Raw genomic sequence first — 15,822 nt, 5'->3', positions numbered from 1 at the left:
CGATGTCATCGAGCACACTTCCACCAGCGGCCGGAGGCTGCCCTGAACGTGTCCACCATCTCTCCGAACGAATGTCCGCTATGTGTCCGGGCTGAACACCTGCGGAGCAGGGGAGGGAATCAAGGCCTCGCCCAATGGATGACCGGAGTTCCGATGCCTGCCAACCTGCCGCCCGTCAAACGCATCCGCTGGAGCCGCGCCTACCGCATCGTGCCCAGCCGCTTCCCGCCGGTGGGCGTGTTCGACCGCATCGCCGATCCGGCCGACCTGGATGCCCTGTTCGCGATCGAGGCGATGACCAATCCGCGCCTGCGCGAGGAAGCCGGCGAGCTGGAACTGGTGCCGAAGGAGCGGCGCATCAGCGGCCCGGGTTCCACCCCGGTGATGGCCGCCTTCACCCACCTCAATCCCGAGGGCAGCCGTTTTTCCGACGGCAGCTGGGGCGTGTTCTACGCCGCGCACAGCGTGGCCACCGCGGTGGAGGAAACGGTGTACCACCGCCAGCGCTTCCTCGCCGCCACCGCCGAACCGGCCTGCGACGTCGAGATGCGCTGCTATCGCACCAGCATCGATTGCAGGCTGCACGACATCCGCGACGGCTGGCCGGCGGCGCACGACCCGCAGGACTACGCTCCCGGCGTGGCGCTGGCCCGCGCACTGCGCCACGCCGGTTCCAACGGCATCGTCTACGACAGCGCGCGCCATGCCGGCGGCGAATGCGTGGCGGCGTTCTATCCGGACGTGGTCGCGCCCTGCGTGCAGGCGCAGCATTTGATCTACCGCTGGGATGGTCGGCACATCGCGCAGGTGCTGCAGGTGAGCGAGCTGACGCGGCCCTAGCCGGTCTCGTTCGGCATCCCAGGCACAACCTGCCCACCTCTCGGCCAAGCCGAGCCGGGCGCGCCGTACGCAACTGCCATGCATCCGCGCGGCCTGGCCGAACGCGCGACGGATTTCCTGGACGTCACCCTTGTCGGGCGCCGGCCGCAAGGCGGGCCCTCACTGGCTCGGCAATGGCTTGCACCTCGGCGCCCGGGCAGTCCGTGGCGGACCGGCGCGGTGCGTACCTGGTCGGCGTGCTCCACGCCTACCGTGAGACACCATGCCGGCGTTCAGCCGATGCGCAGACGGCCGTTCGCCAGTGCCTCGCGCGCGTTGCGTTCGCCCAGCGCCCAGGCATCGAGCACGGTGGCGCGTGCGGTGCAGTCGAGCATGCCGACCGGGATGCGCGTGCTGGGCTGCCAGTAGGTGCGGCCGTCGATGCGGAACAGCGGCGGCAGTTTCGGGTAGCGCCGGGTCAGCAGCACGAGGGTGCGTGCCCTCTCGCCGGCGCTCTGCACGGGCAGCGGGGCGTTGTCGGTATAGCCGCCATCGAAGGCCGGCCGGCCCTCGATGCGACGCGAGGGAATGAACGGCAGCGCGGCGCCGGCTGCGGCCAGCAGGGCGCGGGCCTCGTCCAGGCTGGCGCATTCGTGCAGCGCACGCAGTTCCTGTCGCAGTCCCAGCAGCCGGGGCAGTCGGGGATGCAGCGGCCCGCGCAGGAGCTTGTCGGCCAGGTAGGCCAGCGTGGCGATGGCGACCGAGCCACGCAGCCCCAGCCAGCGTGCCGGCCGGGTGATCGCCACCTGCAACTGGTTCGACGACTGCCGGAACGCCTCGAAATGGCGGGCATCGACGAAGCTCGCCAGCCACGCCGGGTAGATGTGCCGGTGCGCGAAGTGCAGGCGGCCGCGCAGCAGGCCGCGCCACTCGAACATGCGCGTGCGATCGGCGTACAGGCGCTGGCAGGAGGCGAGCGCGGCCTGCGGCCCGGCGGTGAGGAAGGCCGCGGCCACCGCAGCGCCGGCGCTGGTGCCCACCAGTTGCGCGGGCAACCGCCAATGCTGGGCGAGCAGGTGCGAGATCGCGCCGGCCTGCCACCAGCAGCGGTTGCCGCCACCGGCGAAGACCAGCGTGTCGATGGCGTTGAGGTCGAGGCTGGCGAGCGATTCGACGAGCATGGCTTCCCTGCGCATCCGGTGGCCTGGCTCCCCGCATGGAGGCGCCGGCGGCCCGATGCAAGTGTGCGGCTCGCAAAGGCCGGCGCAAGGCCGGCCCGGCTCGGTGCGACGGGAACGGCGCTCAGGTATCCGCGTTGGTGGCGAAGCCTTCGCGCGTGCCGCGGGTGAACACGCGGTCGCCGGCCAGCACGTCGGCGGCGGCGTGGGTCGGCTGCTCGTGCAGCCGCGCGTAGATCGGCGTGAAGTCGGGCCGGGTCGCCTCGAACAGCTGCTCGAAGCTGTCGATCACGAAGTAGGTCTGCTGGAAGGTGTCGATGCGGTAGCGCGTGCCCATCACGCGCTCCAGGCCGAAGCCGATGCGGTTGGGCGCGGGCGAGTCCAGGCTGTAGATCGACTCGCCCTTGGAGCTGACGATGCCGGCGCCGTAGATGCGCATGCCCTCGGCGGTATGGATGAGGCCGAACTCCACCGTGTACCAGTACAGGCGGGTCAGGTTCATCAGCGCCTCGGGCCCGATGGCGAAGGCCTTCATGCCGCCCCTGCCGTAGGCCTGCATGTAGTCGGCGAACACCGGGTTCAGCAGCAGCGGCACGTGGCCGAACAGGTCGTGGAACAGGTCCGGCTCGCTGAGGTAGTCGAGCTGCTCGGGCTTGCGGATCCACCAGCTCACCGGGAAGCGGCGGTTGGCCAGGTGGTCGAAGAACACCTCGTCGGGCAACAGGCCCTCCACCGCCACCAGTTCCCAGCCAGTGGCCTGGCCCAGCACGCGGTTCAGCTCGTCGAACCTGGGGATGCCGCCGTCGCCGAGGCCGAAGCGCTCGACGCCGTCGAGGAACTCGCGGCAGGCCCGGCCGGGCAGCATTTCGCGCTGGCGCTGGTACAGGGTGTCCCACACCTCGTGGTCGGTGCGCGTGTAGCTGGCCCAGGGCTGCTCGACCACGCCGGTGGCGTAGACCGGCACGTAGCCGCGGTCGGTCTGCTGGTGTTCGACTTTGCGGGGCGGGCTGGGGTCCATGGCGTGTTCCGGGCGTGGGAAGTCCGTCGTGCCGGCCTGCGCCGGGATGACAGTCAAGAGCATACGGCGATCCGGCCGCATGAAGGTTGTGATGTTGTGATCCATTGGGGTCTTGGCGCAATATTCATGCACGACTTGTCTATTTGGCGGGGAAAACGTGCATGGCCACCCTGGACCGGACCGACCTGCGCCTGCTCGCCGTGCTGCAGAGCGAGGGCCGCATCACCAATGCCGAACTGGCCGAGCGGGTGAGCCTGTCGCCCTCGGCCTGCCTGCGCCGGCTGCAGCGGCTGGAGGCGGACAAGGTGATCACCGGCTATGCCGCCCAGGTCGATCCGCAGGCAGTGGGCCTGGGCCTGCAGGCCTTCGTGCGCGTGCAGCTGGAAAAGCACGAGGCGGCGGTGATCGAGCGCTTCGTGGCCGGCGTGGCCGGCTGGGACGAGGTGGTGGCCTGCCATGCGCTCACCGGCGACATGGACTACCTGCTGCACGTCTACGTGGCGGACCTGGCGGATTTCTCGCGCTTCCTGCTCGACCACCTGCTCAACGCCGCCGGCGTGGCCGACGTGAACTCCAGCTTCGTGCTGCGCACGGTGAAGCGTTCGCCCTCGCTGCCGCTGGCGCAACTGGACCATCACGGCTGAAGCGCGCCACGGGTGCGCAGAGCCCGGCGCCTAACGCTAAACTAACCCGTTCATGAGCACCGACTCCGCCACCACCCCCGCCCCGGCCCGCGACGCCCTGCAACCCTTGCGCTACCTGTGGCGCGTGCCCCTGCTGCTGCTCCACATCCTGCTGGGCATCCTGCTGGCGGCCTTCGTGATGAGCTGGAACCGCGACCGCGTGATGAAGAACGGCCGCGAGCCCTTCGCGCACCGGTTGATCCGTGGGTGGTCGACGGCGCTGATGCGCATCTTCGGCCTGCGCTCGGTGCGCTTCGGCCAACCACTGGCCGATCCGGTGCTGTTCGTCGCCAACCACACCTCGTGGATCGACATCGAGTTGCTGCACAGCCAGCGCGCGGCCTGCTTCGTGGCCAAGGCCGAGATCGCGCACTGGCCGCTGGTGGGCTGGCTGGCCGCCAGCGGCGGCACCATCTTCCACCGCCGCGGCAGCAACCATTCGCTGTCGGCGGTGATGCAGACCATGGTGGAACGCCTGCGCGGCGGCCGCTCGGTGGCGGTGTTCCCCGAGGGCGGCACCGGCCACAACGGCGTGCTGAAGGTGTTCCACGCGCGCATCCTGCAGGCGGCGCTGGACGCCGGGGTGCCGGTGCAGCCGGTGGCGCTGCGCTTCGCGCGCCACGGGCGCCGCATCGTCGACGCCGGCTTCCGCGAGGACGAGAACTTCATGCAGAACTTCCTGCGCCTGCTCGGCGGCGCCCCGATGGACGCGGAAGTGCACTTCCTGGCGCCGGTGCCGGCCGGCGCCGACGGCCGCCGCCGCATGGCCGAGCTGGCGCGCGAGCGCATCGGCGCGGCGCTGGAAGACCGCGCCGCATGAGCCTGCCGCGCGGAAGGGATTTCCGTCCGCCCTGGCCGCTCACCAGCGGACACCTGCAGACCATGCTCTCCTCCAGCGGCGTGCGCCGCCTGCTGCTGCCGCGCGCCGCGCGCGCCGTGCAGCAGGGCGCCGAACCGGTCATGGTGGACGGCGGCGGCGGCGTACGCCTCACCGGCGCGTTCACCGCGCAGCGGGCGCGGCCGCGGCCACGCGGGCTGGCCGTGCTGTTCCACGGCTGGGAAGGCAGCGTGGATTCCACCTACGTGCTGCAGACCGGCAGCCGCCTGCTGGCCGAGGGCTGGGACGTGTTCCGGCTCAACTTCCGCGACCACGGCGACAGCCACGGGCTCAATGAGGCGCTGTTCCACTCCTGCCGGCTGGACGAGGTGGTGCACGCGCTGGGCGATATCGCGCGGCGCTGGCCGGCGCGGCCGCTGGCGCTGGCCGGCTTCTCGCTGGGTGGCAACTTCGCGTTGCGCGCCGCGCTGGCGGCGCCGGCGGCCGGCGTGCCGCTGGCCTACGCGCTGGCGGTCTGTCCCATCATCGATCCCGGCGAGGGGCTGTTCTCGCTGGAGCAGTCCGCGCCCTGGATCTACCAGGCCTACTTCATGCACAAGTGGCGGCAATCGCTGCGGCTCAAGCAGGCGGCGTTCCCGCAGCGCACCTACTTCGAGCTGGCCGAGCTGAAGCAGGACCTGCGCGGCCTCACCGAGGCGCTGGTGCTGCGCCATACCGACTTCGGTTCGCTGCAGGCCTACCTGGACGGCTATTCGGTGGCCGGCGCCGCGCTGAAGGCGATGCAGGTGCCCGCCACCATCCTCACCGCCCGCGACGACCCGGTGATCCCGGTCGCCGCGTTCGAGAAGCTCGAGCTGCCGCCCGACGTGGAACTGGACATCGCCGACCATGGCGGCCACTGCGGTTTCATCCGCGGCCGCGACATGGTGAGCTTCTGCGACGACTACATCGCGGCGCGGTTCAATGCGGTGGCGGACGGGGCCCTGGGGGCAAGGCAGCGCGCCTGATCCGGCGGTTCCTCCGGGGAGAGGCCCGTTCGGCAGTTCAGCGCGGCCGCAGCGGCTCCAGCAGGCGCTTCAGCCCGTTGTGGTCGATCTCCAGCATCAGTGCCAGCAGCCGGCCCAGCTCGCCGGGCGGGAAGCCCTGGCGGGCGAACCAGGCCAGATAGGCGCCGGGCAGGTCGGCGAGCAGGCGGCCCTGGTACTTGCCGTAGGGCATGTGCGTGGAGACCAGGCGCTTCAGGTCTTCCGCTTCCATGGACAGACGCTCAGTCCGCCGCCACGCAGCGACCCTGGGCCCAGGCGCGCAGCGCGTCGACCTGCTCGCGCATCAGCACCGACAACGGCCGGGTCTGTCCCAGCGCGGCGAGCAGGGTGGCCTGGTCGAGTTCGCCGCCGCTGGCGACGTCGTACAACGCGCTGACGATGGCCTGCTCGATCTCGGCGCCGGAGAAGCCCTCGCTGGCCGCGGCGAGCGCGGGCAGGTCGAACGCGGCGGGATCGAGCTTGCGGCGCTTCAGGTGCATGGCGAAGATCTCCGCCCGCACCTCGCCGCGCGGCAGGTCGACGAAGAAGATCTCGTCGAAGCGGCCCTTGCGCAGCAGTTCGGCGGGCAGCTCGTGCACCGCGTTGGCGGTGGCCACCACGAACACCTTGGCCTTGCGCTCGGCCATCCAGGTGAGCAGGTAGCCGAGCACGCGGCGCGACACGCCGCCGTCCTCGCCGCCGCCGCTGGCCAGGCCTTTCTCGATCTCGTCGATCCACAGCACGCACGGCGCCAGCAGCTCGCTGCTGGCCAGCGCCTCGCGCAGGTTCTTCTCGGTCTCGCCCTGGTACTTGTCGTACAGCGTGCCGAAGTCCAGCCGCACCAGCGGCACGCCGAAGCCGCCGGCGATCGCCTTGGCGGCCAGGCTCTTGCCGCAGCCCTGCACGCCGAGCAGCAGCACGCCCTTGGGCGGGTCGAGCACGGGATCGGGCGCGGCCGCCAGGAACACGGCGCGGCGGCGCTGCACCCATGCGCGCACCTGGGCCACGCCGGCAATGTCGGCGAAGCTGGCGGTGGCGTATTCGTAGTGCAGCAGGCCGGAACGGTTGAGCAGGTCGAACTTCGACTGCATCAGCACCGGCAGATCGGCGGTGCCGAGCGCGCCGTCGTTGTAGATCAGCTTGCGCACGATCCGTCGGGCGTCCGGCGCGGACAGGCCGAGCAGGTTGCGCACGATGGTGCGCGCGGCCTCGTTGTCCACCTCCAGCCGGCGGTTGTGCTCGCGCTGCCAGGCCACCGCCTCGCCGCGCAGGATGCCGGCCAGCTCCTTGATGTCCGGCAGCGACAGCGGCACGCGCAGGGCCAGCGCTTCCAGTTCCTCGGGCAGTTCGATCTTCGCGCCCACCAGCACCACCGTGTGCGCGGCCGAGCGCTGGCGCTGCACGATCTCGCGCAGCAGGCGCAGGCTCATCGCGTAGCGCACGAACGGGTGGAAGTCGAACATCAGGTAGATGCCGGGTTCCGCCGCGTCGCGGATCGCGTCCAGCGTGGCGGTGGCGTCGGGCGCCACCGCGTCGCCGGCGGCGGCGAAGTCCAGCCGCTGCAGGCCGTCGGTCAGCGTCCAGCGCCACAGCGGGCGCAGCGCCTGTGCGATGACGTGGCGGAAGCACTCGATCACCCGCTGCTCGTCCACCGTCTCGATCACCAGCAGCGGCGTGGCCGCCCGCACCAGCGTGGTGAGGTCTTCCAGTTCGCTCATGCGTCCTCCCTGCGAAGGGCGCCACGTTAGCAGAGCATCGCGTGGTTTTTGCGGCGGGGCACGACTTGGCGTCCCGACCGCATCTTCATCCCGCTGGCGCTAGTATCGCCGTTTGCCGTGGCGGGAAACCGGCATGCGCGCGATCGCGATGGCGAGACGACCACCGTATCCGCAGGCCCGGCGCGGACAAGGCGTACGCACCCATCCCGGGCGATACCCAAACCAGACAGGGAACACCGGAACCCATGCAACTGCTCAGCGACAACTTTTCCAACGGCCGACCCGTGCCTCCCGGGAATGCCTTCGGCCGACCCGGCCATCCGGTCGCGCTGTCCGACAACCGCAGCCCCCACCTGGCCTGGACCGGCGCCCCGCCGGCCACGCGTTCCTTCGTGCTCACCTGCATCGACCCCGACGTGCCCAGCCGCGGCGACGACGTGAACCAGGAGGGGCGCACCGTCCCCGCCGACCTGCCGCGGGTGGAATTCGCGCACTGGCTGATGGCCAACATCCCCGCCGAGTGCGGCGAGCTGGCCGAGGGCGCCTGCGGCGAGGGCATCGTGCCGCACGGCAAGCGCGAGCCGCATGGCCCGCCCGGCAGCGTGCAGGGCAGGAACGACTACACCGGCTGGTTCGCCGGCGACCCCGACATGGCCGGCGACTACCTCGGCTACGACGGCCCCTGCCCGCCGTGGAACGACAGCATCGTGCACCACTACCACTTCCGCATCCATGCGCTGGACGTGCCGGCGCTGGACCTGCGCCCGGGCTTCACCCTGGCCGAGCTGCGCGCGGCGATGGCCGGCCACGTGCTGTCCGAGGCGGAGCTGGTGGGCACCTACGCCATCCGTCCCGTGGCCGGCTGAAGGGCGACGCAGGGGCAGGAGCCCGGTCCGCGCGCACCGCGCGTGCGACCGGAATCCCCGCGGCGTCGGTGCCGCAACAAATGTCGGTGGAGCGTGCAGGCGCGGCGGGCGGACCTTCACGCCCAGCGCGCACGGCTTGTGGAGAAATGGCGTCGAGGGGCGCGTGGGCCGCTCCGCACCACCTGGAGGAACCCGCCATGCTGCACTATGCCCTCGTCTTTCTCGTGATCGCCATCATCGCCGCGCTGCTCGGCTTCACCGGCATCGCCGGCACCGCCGCCTGGATCGCCAAGGTGCTGTTCGTCATCTTCCTGATCCTGGCGCTGATCGCGTTCTTCCGGCGCGCCAGCTGAACGACCCGCCGGTCGCCGCCCCCGCAGCCGGGCACGAGCCGCTAGAGTGATCCCCCGACCCCGGAGAACCCCATGAGCAAGCAAGTCCAGACGCAGGAAGCCGAAGCCGAGGCCCGCGCCGCCGGCCGGCGTATCGAGGAAGGCGCCGAGCGCTTCAAGCAGGCCACCTCCAGCGCCGTGGCCAGCACCAAGGACGCGGTGGAGCGCGCCGCGGACCAGGTCGAGGAAAGCCTGCACCGCGCCACCGACAAGGCCGCCGGCGCCGCCACCCGCGCCACCGACAAGGCCGGCGAGCTGGGCGAGCGCGGCCGCGCCGCCTACGACCGTACCGTCGACCGCGCCGACGAATGGCTGGAGCAGGCGCGCGACTACGTGCGCGAGAAGCCCGTGCAGGCCGTGGCCATCGCGCTGGGCGCGGGCTGGCTGCTCGGCCGCCTGCTGCGTCGCTGACGCCGCGGACCCGGGCACCGATGGGCGATCCCGCGGGCGAGCAGGCGGCTCCCGCGCCGCCGCCCGATGACGTGGCGGCCGGCCGCGGCACGACCGGACTGCTCGACGAACTGGGCCAGCTCGCCCGCGCCGTGCGCAAGCTGTTCGGCGCGCAGATGCACCTGCTGGCGGCGGAGCTGGGGCTGGCGCGCAGCGCGGTGTCCTGGCTGCTGCTGGCCGGCCTGGCCGCCACCGTGTCCGGCGTGGGGCTGGGGCTGACCCTGCTCGGCCTGATCGGCGTGTCGCTGGCGAAGTGGTTCGGTTCGTGGATCTGGGCGCTGCTGGCGCTGGCGTTGCTGCAGGTGCTGTTCCTGCTCGGCGCGATCCTGCTGTTCCGCCGTTGCATGCACTGGATGAGCCTGCCCGCCACCCGCGGCGAATGGCATGCGATGATGCGCGAGGCATGGCGCCGCGCCGACCGCGAGGTCGAGGCCGGGCAGGCGCACGAAGGGGAGGGCGAGGCATGAGTCTGTTCCGTCGGCTGGGCGAGGTGCGCGCGGCCCGGGCGCGGGTGGCCGCGCACCGGGCGGAGCTGGCGATCCCGGCCGCGGCGCTGCTGGCGCGCGGCCATCGCCATCCGCTGGCCACGGTGGGCGCGGCGGCCGGCGCCGGGTTCGTGCTGGGCCGGCTCAACGTGCATCCGCTGCGCGTGCCGGGGCTGGGTTCGCTGCTCGGCGGCGGGCTGGCCGAGGCGGTGGCCTACGGCACCCGGCTGGTCGCCGAACTCGGCGCGGCCACCGGCCGCGACGACGCGGCATGAACGACATCGAGGCCACGCCGCCGGCGCCCCTGGTGGCCGCCGGCGCCGAAGCGGTGCCTCCGGCCCCCGCGGAGCCGGCGCTGCTGCACGCGCCCAGCCTGGTGCACCGGCTGCGCCACGCGCGCGGCACGCGCCGCCACCTGCGCGCCATCCGCGTCGTGCTCAACGCGATGCTGCTGCTGGCGCTGCTGTACACCGCCACGATCATCCGCACCCTGCTGATCCCGCTGGTGCTGGCCGCCTTCATCGGGCTGGCGCTGAACCCCATCGTGGCGTTCGCCGCGCGCCACCGCATCCCGCGCGCGCTGGGCGCCAGCGTGCTGATGCTGGCGCTGATCGGCGCCATCGGCACCGGCATCGGCCTGCTGGCGCAGCCGGCGCTGGGCTGGTTCCACGACGCGCCGCGCGCGATCCGCAGCTTCGTGCCCAAGCTGGAACACCTCACCCGCCCGCTGGAGGCGGCCAACCGCGCCACCCAGACCCTGGTCAACGGCCATCCGACACGGGTGGTGCCGCATCCGGCCGATGTGGCGATCAGCGCCTGGGACGTGGTGTCGAACACCCCGAAGGTGCTGGCGGCGGTGCTCACGGTGGTGCTGCTGGTGTTCTTCTTCCTGATCTACGGCGACAGCCTGCTGCGGCGGCTGGTCGAGATCGCGCCGGACTTCCGCTACAAGCGCCACGCGGTGTCCATCGTGCGCAGCATCCAGGCGGAGGTGTCGCGCTACATCCTCACCACGCTGCTGATCAACTTCAGCCTGGGCTGGCTCACCGCCGGCATCCTGTGGCTGCTGCACGTGCCGGATCCGCTGCTGTGGGGCGCGGTGGCGATGTTCGCCAACTTCATTCCCTACGTGGGCGCGATCGCCACCACCACCATGCTGCTGCTGGTGGGCCTGATCCACTTCGACCAGCTGGCCCGCGCCCTGCTGCCGGCGCTGTGCTTCGCCTGCCTCACCGCGGTCGAGGGCAACCTGGTCACGCCGATGATCCTGGGCCGGCGCATGCGCCTGTCGCCGATCGCGATCCTGATCTGGCTGCTGGTATGGGGCTGGCTGTGGGGCGTGCCGGGTGCCCTGCTGGCGGTGCCGATGCTGACCAGCGTGAAGCTGGTCGCCGAGCACATGCGCGGCTGGGAATGGTTCTCGCACATGGTGCAGCGCTAGCTCTTGTTTTGCCCGTCAACCCGGCGCCTCCTGCCTGCGCGGGAATAACGAGCCCGGAGATTCCCCAGGTGCCCGGATGGATCCCGGCACGGGCGCTGTCACGCATTGCTCATTTGGTCGCCGCCGTGCCGTGCCCGTGTGCCTGCAGCCACGGGACGAGCGACAACGTCCAGATGTGGGTAACGCCGTTGTCCCATGCACGATCCCGCGCCAGATCGCGTTCGGTTTCCCCGCGTGAGCGCCGCGCCCACTGGGTGGGACCGGTGTATTTGCTGGTGAAGTACAACGTCGTGCCATCGGGGCCGAGCTGGGGACAATCGGGTTCGTAGGGATCGAGCGCCGGGTCGAAATCGACGGGAGTGGTCCACCCCGCGCCGTCCCGGAACGCGAGATAGAGATGGTAAGGCTGCGGGGAGCCCCGCACACCCGCGCTGAAAAGGACGAAGGACTCGTCCGGCGCCACGGCCGGATCGAGTTCCTCCATGCCGGCGGGCGCGCCGGTGGGTGTGAGCTTCAATTCGACAGGCTTTGCGTACTCGCCGTGCACCCGCCTGGCGCGGTAGACGTGGAAAAGATGCTGGGGATTGTCCGCGCTGGAGAAGTACACATCCTGGTTCGCCGAAACGCTGGGCGCGTAGATATGTCCGCCGAAATTGACGATGCTGTCCAACCGCACGGGTGTTCCCCAACCGGCACCGGCACGGCCGACACGCCAGAGATTTCCCCCGTGCGACGGCTTTCCTCCCGGAGCTTCGGGCCGGTTGGAAGTGAAAATCAGGAAAGAGCCATCAACGAGAAACATTCAACCGAGGAGGTCGTCGAAATTTCTCCTGGAGCGAACACTTGCGGCGCGGGGAACGAAGGCGTCTTCGTGCCGGCCGCAATTGATGCGCCTGGTGCTGCCGCAAGGCAACCTAATACCAAGGCACCTGCAATCCGCATCATTGTCCGCGCTCCGAAAGGCGGCCCAGCGTGACCGGTTGCGTCACGGCGGTCGTCGCATCGGCGGCATGCGCTGCGGCCACGGCCAGCGGCAGGCTGGCGCCGGGCACGCAGCGGGGCAGGAACGTCTGCATCATGGTGCCGCCGTTGCCGGCATCGCATCGAGCAGGATGTACTGGCGCTCCGTGGCCTCGATGCGGCCGAGCTGCGGCGAGGTGAGCGCCACCGGCCGCGTGCTGACCAGTTCGTCGCTGAGCACGATGCCGTCGCGGAAGATGGTGTAGCCGCGCCAGTGCGTGCGGCCGGCCTGCCGCGCCATGGCGTAGGCGTGGCCGCCCCGGCTCAGCGTGAGCGTGGGCGCGTCGCCGAGCCAGGCGCCGTCGCCGGTGCCTTCGCGTTGCAGCGTGACGGTGCGGCTGGCCGGGTCCAGCGCCACCACGGTCACCGTCTGCCGCCCGGCGGGGCCAAGCTCCCATGGCCCGGCGATGTCCACCGTCCAGCGCTGGCCCACGCGCAGCGTGGCCGGCGGCCGGCCCCACAGGCGCGGGTTGTAGGCCAGTCCGCTGGCGTCCGTGTTGGGAGCGCACTGGCCGTTGAAGCAGTTGGTGGCGCCCCCGTCGGGCAGTTCCACCGTGCCGCTGCCCGCGGGCCGGCCGTCATAGTCGTAATCGATGCGCAGGCGCGGCCGCGCGGGCGAAGCGTCGATGACGCGGTAGACGGCGGTGCCGCTGATGCGGCGAACAGCATCATCGAAGCCCGGCGCGTGGACCGCGATGGTGCGCGAGAACACGTTGCCCAGCGTCGCGCCGACGCGGAAGGCGGGCGTCAGCGCGGGCGCCGTGGCGGGCGCCGCGGCGGCGCCTGCGCCGGGCAGCGACGCCGCGCCGAGCAGGATGGACAGCAGGCGGATGGAGATCATGGGGACTCCGGGTCAGGGGGCGATGCCATGCGCGCGCAGCACGCCGGAGATGTCGAAGCGCCACAGGTTGCGCGAGCCGTTCAGCGGCTGCCGCAGGCGCTGCTGCAACGTGCTTGCGGTGTCGCGCGGCTTGGGGAAGGCGACCTCGTCGCGGCGGTTGCTGGCGACATACAGCTCGCCGAAGCGCGGCCCCAGCGAGGGCGCGTTCTCCAGCGCCGCGCTGTTGACCTCGCCCGGCAGGTGCAGCGGCTTGCCCCAGCGGCCGTCGGGCTGGCGGAAGGCGATGTAGAGATCGGCGCTGCCCAGCGAGTCGCCCTCGTTGCCGGCGTAGACCAGGAAGCGCTGCTGCGGGTCGATCGCCGGGTCCATGCGGTTGCGCGCGACATCGCCGAGGTCCACCCGCTGCGGCGTCGCGTAGCCCTGCGCGGTGCGGCGCGCCACGTAGATCTGGTAGGCGGCGCCGGAGTCGGGTCGATGCGCGGAGAAATAGAGGTCGCCGTTGGCCGCCACCGAGGGGTTGTAGATCATCGCGCCGTCGTTGAGCGCGCCGTCCACGTGCACCGGTTCGCCCCAGCGGCCATCGGCCCGGCGCTGCACGAACCAAAGGTTGGTGCCGGTGAAGCGGTGGCCGTTCATATCCGCGGTCAGCGGCATGCCACCCGCCTGGACGGGGCGGTTGGAGACGAAGTACAGCCGCTGGCCGTCGGGCGACAGCGCGGGTTCGGAATCGTGCCACTGCCCGGAGAACGCGGCCACCTGCGGCGCGCTCCAGCGTCCGTCCACGCGGTGCGAGACGAGGATGGTGTCATCGCGCTCGGCGAAGTCGGAGCGCATGAAGTACAGCGTGTTGCCGTCCGGCGTCAGCGCGGCCGAGGTTTCCTGCAGCCCGGTGGAGACCGTGCCGGGGCCGACCAGGGTGCCGGCCCTGGCGCCGAGCGGCGCCAGGGCCAGGACGAGCGCCAGCAGGCAGACGGTGCGAGGCATGGTGCGGTCCTTTCTCGTGGGGACGGGATGCCGCCACGATGCGCCCGGGCGCCCGCGCGCCACCGCGCCTTTGTGACCGGCGGCGAGGTCGGTGGGACAGGCGGATGCCTGCCTGCCGCGAGCGGCGCCGGATTCCTACGGCAGTCCTAGCGCCACCCGAGCCCCGGCGCGGAAGCGGCGGCTGAGATCGAGCCGGGTGCCGTCGTGCAGCACCACCTCGGCGCCACCCTTGAACAGCGGATGCACCTCGCGGATGCGCTCCACGTTGACGATCACGCCGCGGTGGATGCGCAGGAAGCGCGCGGGATCGAGCGCGGCGAGCAGGTGGCTCAGCGTTTCGCGGTGCAGGTAGCGGGTGCCGTTGGCGTGGATCTGCACGTAGTTGCCGTCGGCGCGGATCCAGTCGATCTCGTCCACCGCGACCACCCGGATGTGCTCGCCCACGCGCACGCTGATGCGCTGCAGGTGCGCGGCGTGCGCGTGCGTCGCCGCCGCGGGCGCGTGCAGGCCGTGCCAGTGCCGGCGCACGCGCGCCATCGCCTGGTCGAAGCGGGCCTGGTCGATCGGCTTCATCAGGTAGTCGATCGCGCTGGCGTCGAAGGCGCGCAGCGCGTGCTGGCCGTAGGCGGTGGCGAACACCACCATCGGCAGCGCCTGCGGCTTGAGCCGGTGCAGCAGCTTGAAGCCGTCGATGCCGGGCATGCGGATGTCGAGGAACAGCAGGTCCGGTTCGAGCGCCTGGATCGCCTGCTGCGCCTCGGCGGCGTTGCCGCATTCGCCCACGATGTCGACGTCGGCATGCGCGGCCAGCGCCTGGCGCAGGGCGAGGCGCGCCAGCACCTCGTCGTCCACCAGCAGGGTGCGGATCGGCGGCGCGCTCACACGGCGACCTCGCGGAACGGCAGCCGCAGTTCCACCCGCGTGCCACCGCCGTCGCGCCGCTGCAGTTCCAGCCGCGCGTCGCCGCCGAACAGCATCGCCAGCCGGGTCCGGGTGTTGGTGAGGCCGATGCCCTCGCTGGCGCCGTCGGGCGGCAGGCCGAGTCCGTCGTCGTCCACGCACAGCACCAGCTGGTCGCCCTCGCGGCGGCCGGCCACCCGCAGGTGACCGGGCTCGGCCTTGGCCAGCAAGCCATGGCGCAGCGCGTTCTCCACCAGCGGTTGCAGGATCAGGTTCGGCACGGCGGCGCGCAGCGTGTCGTCGTCCACCTCCAGCCGCGTGCCGAGCCGGTCCTGGAAGCGCACCTGCTGGATGTCGAGGTAGCAGCGCAGGAACTCCAACTCGCGCGCCAGCGGCACCTGCGGCGCGTGGCGTTCCTCCAGCGTGAGGCGCAGGAAGTCGCTGAGGCGGGCGATCATCTGCCGCGCCTGCAGCGGGTCGGCCAGCGCCAGCGCGGAGATCGCGTTGAGCGTGTTGAACAGGAAGTGCGGCTGCAGCTGCATACGCAGCGCCTGCAGCTGCGCCTGCGCCAGTTGCGTCTCCAGTTGCGCGTTGCGCAGCCGCTCGTCGCGCAGCCGGCGGCGCGACTCCATGCCCAGCAGCACCACCAGCACGATCCAGTAGGTGAGCACGGCCAGGTGGTAGCTGTAGGCGAACTCCATCCGCACGTACTGGCCCAGCGTGTGCACCCCCGGCATGCGCCCGGGGCCGCACAGGACCCAGAACACCACCAGGTGGACCAGCATCTGCGCCAGCGCCACCGCCAGCGAGGCCGGCACGTGCACCGCGCAGAAGCGCCGCCAGCCGCGTCCCGCGCCTTGCCGGCCCAGCCAGCCCACCACCGGCACCAGCGCCATCCACAGCCAGAAGTTGCCGAGGTTCCAGGCCAGGTTGCGCAGCCAGCCCGGCGGGTAGCCTTCGCTGATCGCCGCCAGCCCGCCGCTGAGCGCGTAGGAAAGCGCCAGCAGCGTCCAGAAGCCGAACGACAGGGCCAGCGTCTGCAGGCGCTGGGATCGGGCTTGGTCGGTCACGCGGTCCTCCCGGGCAACGGCCGCCGGAAGGCCGGCGCGCCACGACCGCAGTGTGCGGTCGCGGCGCGGCGCTGAACAGTGCTGGAGGGCAGGC

General features: G+C 71.5%; 20 protein-coding genes. 10 read left to right on the top strand and 10 right to left on the bottom strand.

What is annotated here, in order from left to right:
* Positions 1-153: 153 nt before the first annotated feature.
* Complete coding sequence (locus QMK61_RS12645; RefSeq protein WP_302072573.1) at positions 154-840, top strand: RES family NAD+ phosphorylase; 687 nt, start codon at positions 154-156, stop codon at positions 838-840.
* A 272-nt stretch (positions 841-1,112) separates the two neighbouring features.
* Here QMK61_RS12645 and QMK61_RS12640 read toward each other — a convergent pair whose 3' ends face one another.
* Positions 1,113-2,000 (bottom strand): patatin-like phospholipase family protein, encoded by an 888-nt coding sequence (locus tag QMK61_RS12640; RefSeq protein WP_302072572.1) that lies wholly within the window; start codon positions 1,998-2,000, stop codon positions 1,113-1,115.
* A 121-nt stretch (positions 2,001-2,121) separates the two neighbouring features.
* Positions 2,122-3,015 carry a phenylalanine 4-monooxygenase gene (gene phhA / locus QMK61_RS12635; RefSeq protein WP_302072571.1) on the bottom strand — a complete coding sequence of 298 codons (894 nt, stop codon included), beginning with the start codon at positions 3,013-3,015 and terminating at the stop codon, positions 2,122-2,124.
* A 161-nt stretch (positions 3,016-3,176) separates the two neighbouring features.
* Between phhA and QMK61_RS12630 the strand changes: the two genes are divergently transcribed.
* The 3 genes from QMK61_RS12630 to QMK61_RS12620 are packed head-to-tail and all read left to right on the top strand — an operon-like array spanning position 3,177 to position 5,543.
* A complete protein-coding gene (locus QMK61_RS12630; protein ID WP_302072570.1) occupies positions 3,177-3,659 on the top strand; it encodes an Lrp/AsnC family transcriptional regulator in 483 nt (160 codons plus the stop codon).
* 52 nt (positions 3,660-3,711) lie between these two features.
* Positions 3,712-4,518 carry a lysophospholipid acyltransferase family protein gene (locus tag QMK61_RS12625; protein ID WP_302072569.1) on the top strand — a complete coding sequence of 269 codons (807 nt, stop codon included), beginning with the start codon at positions 3,712-3,714 and terminating at the stop codon, positions 4,516-4,518.
* The gene (locus QMK61_RS12620; RefSeq protein ID WP_302072568.1) at positions 4,515-5,543 is read left to right on the top strand and encodes an alpha/beta fold hydrolase; all 1,029 of its coding nucleotides are present in this window, start codon (positions 4,515-4,517) and stop codon (positions 5,541-5,543) included. The genes QMK61_RS12625 and QMK61_RS12620 overlap by 4 nt, the downstream gene beginning before the upstream one ends.
* A gap of 37 nt (positions 5,544-5,580) precedes the next feature.
* Here the strand turns inward: QMK61_RS12620 and QMK61_RS12615 are convergent, their stop codons facing one another.
* Entirely contained in the window at positions 5,581-5,793 is a 213-nt protein-coding gene (locus QMK61_RS12615; RefSeq protein ID WP_302072567.1) for a DUF3820 family protein, read from the bottom strand.
* A gap of 10 nt (positions 5,794-5,803) precedes the next feature.
* On the bottom strand, positions 5,804-7,279 hold the full coding sequence (locus QMK61_RS12610) for an AAA family ATPase (protein WP_302072566.1): 1,476 nt from the start codon (positions 7,277-7,279) through the stop codon (positions 5,804-5,806).
* 245 nt (positions 7,280-7,524) lie between these two features.
* Between QMK61_RS12610 and QMK61_RS12605 the strand changes: the two genes are divergently transcribed.
* The 6 genes from QMK61_RS12605 (at position 7,525) to QMK61_RS12580 (ending at position 10,913) form a co-directional block, all read left to right on the top strand.
* Positions 7,525-8,145, top strand: a complete 621-nt coding sequence (locus tag QMK61_RS12605; protein WP_302072565.1) for a YbhB/YbcL family Raf kinase inhibitor-like protein — start codon at positions 7,525-7,527, stop codon at positions 8,143-8,145.
* Between the two features lie 197 nt (positions 8,146-8,342).
* On the top strand, positions 8,343-8,498 hold the full coding sequence (locus QMK61_RS12600) for a DUF1328 domain-containing protein (RefSeq protein WP_302072564.1): 156 nt from the start codon (positions 8,343-8,345) through the stop codon (positions 8,496-8,498).
* 72 nt (positions 8,499-8,570) lie between these two features.
* Positions 8,571-8,948, top strand: coding sequence for a hypothetical protein (locus QMK61_RS12595; RefSeq protein ID WP_302072563.1), 378 nt, complete (start codon positions 8,571-8,573; stop codon positions 8,946-8,948).
* Positions 8,949-8,968: 20 nt separating this feature from the next.
* The gene (locus QMK61_RS12590) at positions 8,969-9,454 is read left to right on the top strand and encodes an ABC transporter ATP-binding protein (protein ID WP_302072562.1); all 486 of its coding nucleotides are present in this window, start codon (positions 8,969-8,971) and stop codon (positions 9,452-9,454) included.
* Entirely contained in the window at positions 9,451-9,747 is a 297-nt protein-coding gene (locus QMK61_RS12585) for a hypothetical protein (RefSeq protein WP_302072561.1), read from the top strand. The genes QMK61_RS12590 and QMK61_RS12585 overlap by 4 nt, the downstream gene beginning before the upstream one ends.
* Positions 9,744-10,913, top strand: a complete 1,170-nt coding sequence (locus QMK61_RS12580) for an AI-2E family transporter (protein WP_302072560.1) — start codon at positions 9,744-9,746, stop codon at positions 10,911-10,913. Before QMK61_RS12585 ends, QMK61_RS12580 begins: the two co-directional genes overlap by 4 nt.
* Positions 10,914-11,022: 109 nt before the next feature.
* On the opposite strand, the gene QMK61_RS12575 is transcribed toward QMK61_RS12580, so the two are convergent.
* From QMK61_RS12575 to QMK61_RS12550, 6 genes are all read right to left on the bottom strand, one after another.
* A complete protein-coding gene (locus QMK61_RS12575; RefSeq protein WP_302072559.1) occupies positions 11,023-11,583 on the bottom strand; it encodes a hypothetical protein in 561 nt (186 codons plus the stop codon).
* 271 nt (positions 11,584-11,854) lie between these two features.
* Positions 11,855-11,992, bottom strand: a complete 138-nt coding sequence (locus QMK61_RS12570) for a hypothetical protein (protein WP_302072558.1) — start codon at positions 11,990-11,992, stop codon at positions 11,855-11,857.
* Positions 11,989-12,774, bottom strand: a complete 786-nt coding sequence (locus QMK61_RS12565) for a hypothetical protein (protein ID WP_302072557.1) — start codon at positions 12,772-12,774, stop codon at positions 11,989-11,991. Before QMK61_RS12565 ends, QMK61_RS12570 begins: the two co-directional genes overlap by 4 nt.
* A 12-nt stretch (positions 12,775-12,786) precedes the next feature.
* Positions 12,787-13,758 (bottom strand): hypothetical protein, encoded by a 972-nt coding sequence (locus QMK61_RS12560; protein WP_302072556.1) that lies wholly within the window; start codon positions 13,756-13,758, stop codon positions 12,787-12,789.
* A 135-nt stretch (positions 13,759-13,893) separates the two neighbouring features.
* On the bottom strand, positions 13,894-14,640 hold the full coding sequence (locus QMK61_RS12555; RefSeq protein ID WP_302072555.1) for a LytTR family transcriptional regulator DNA-binding domain-containing protein: 747 nt from the start codon (positions 14,638-14,640) through the stop codon (positions 13,894-13,896).
* Positions 14,637-15,728, bottom strand: a complete 1,092-nt coding sequence (locus tag QMK61_RS12550) for a histidine kinase (RefSeq protein ID WP_302072554.1) — start codon at positions 15,726-15,728, stop codon at positions 14,637-14,639. Before QMK61_RS12550 ends, QMK61_RS12555 begins: the two co-directional genes overlap by 4 nt.
* Positions 15,729-15,822: the final 94 nt, after the last annotated feature.

Source organism: Fulvimonas sp. R45, from assembly GCF_030504985.1.
Taxonomy (GTDB): domain Bacteria; phylum Pseudomonadota; class Gammaproteobacteria; order Xanthomonadales; family Rhodanobacteraceae; genus Rhodanobacter_A.
This window is presented reverse-complemented; position numbering and strand designations above follow the sequence as displayed.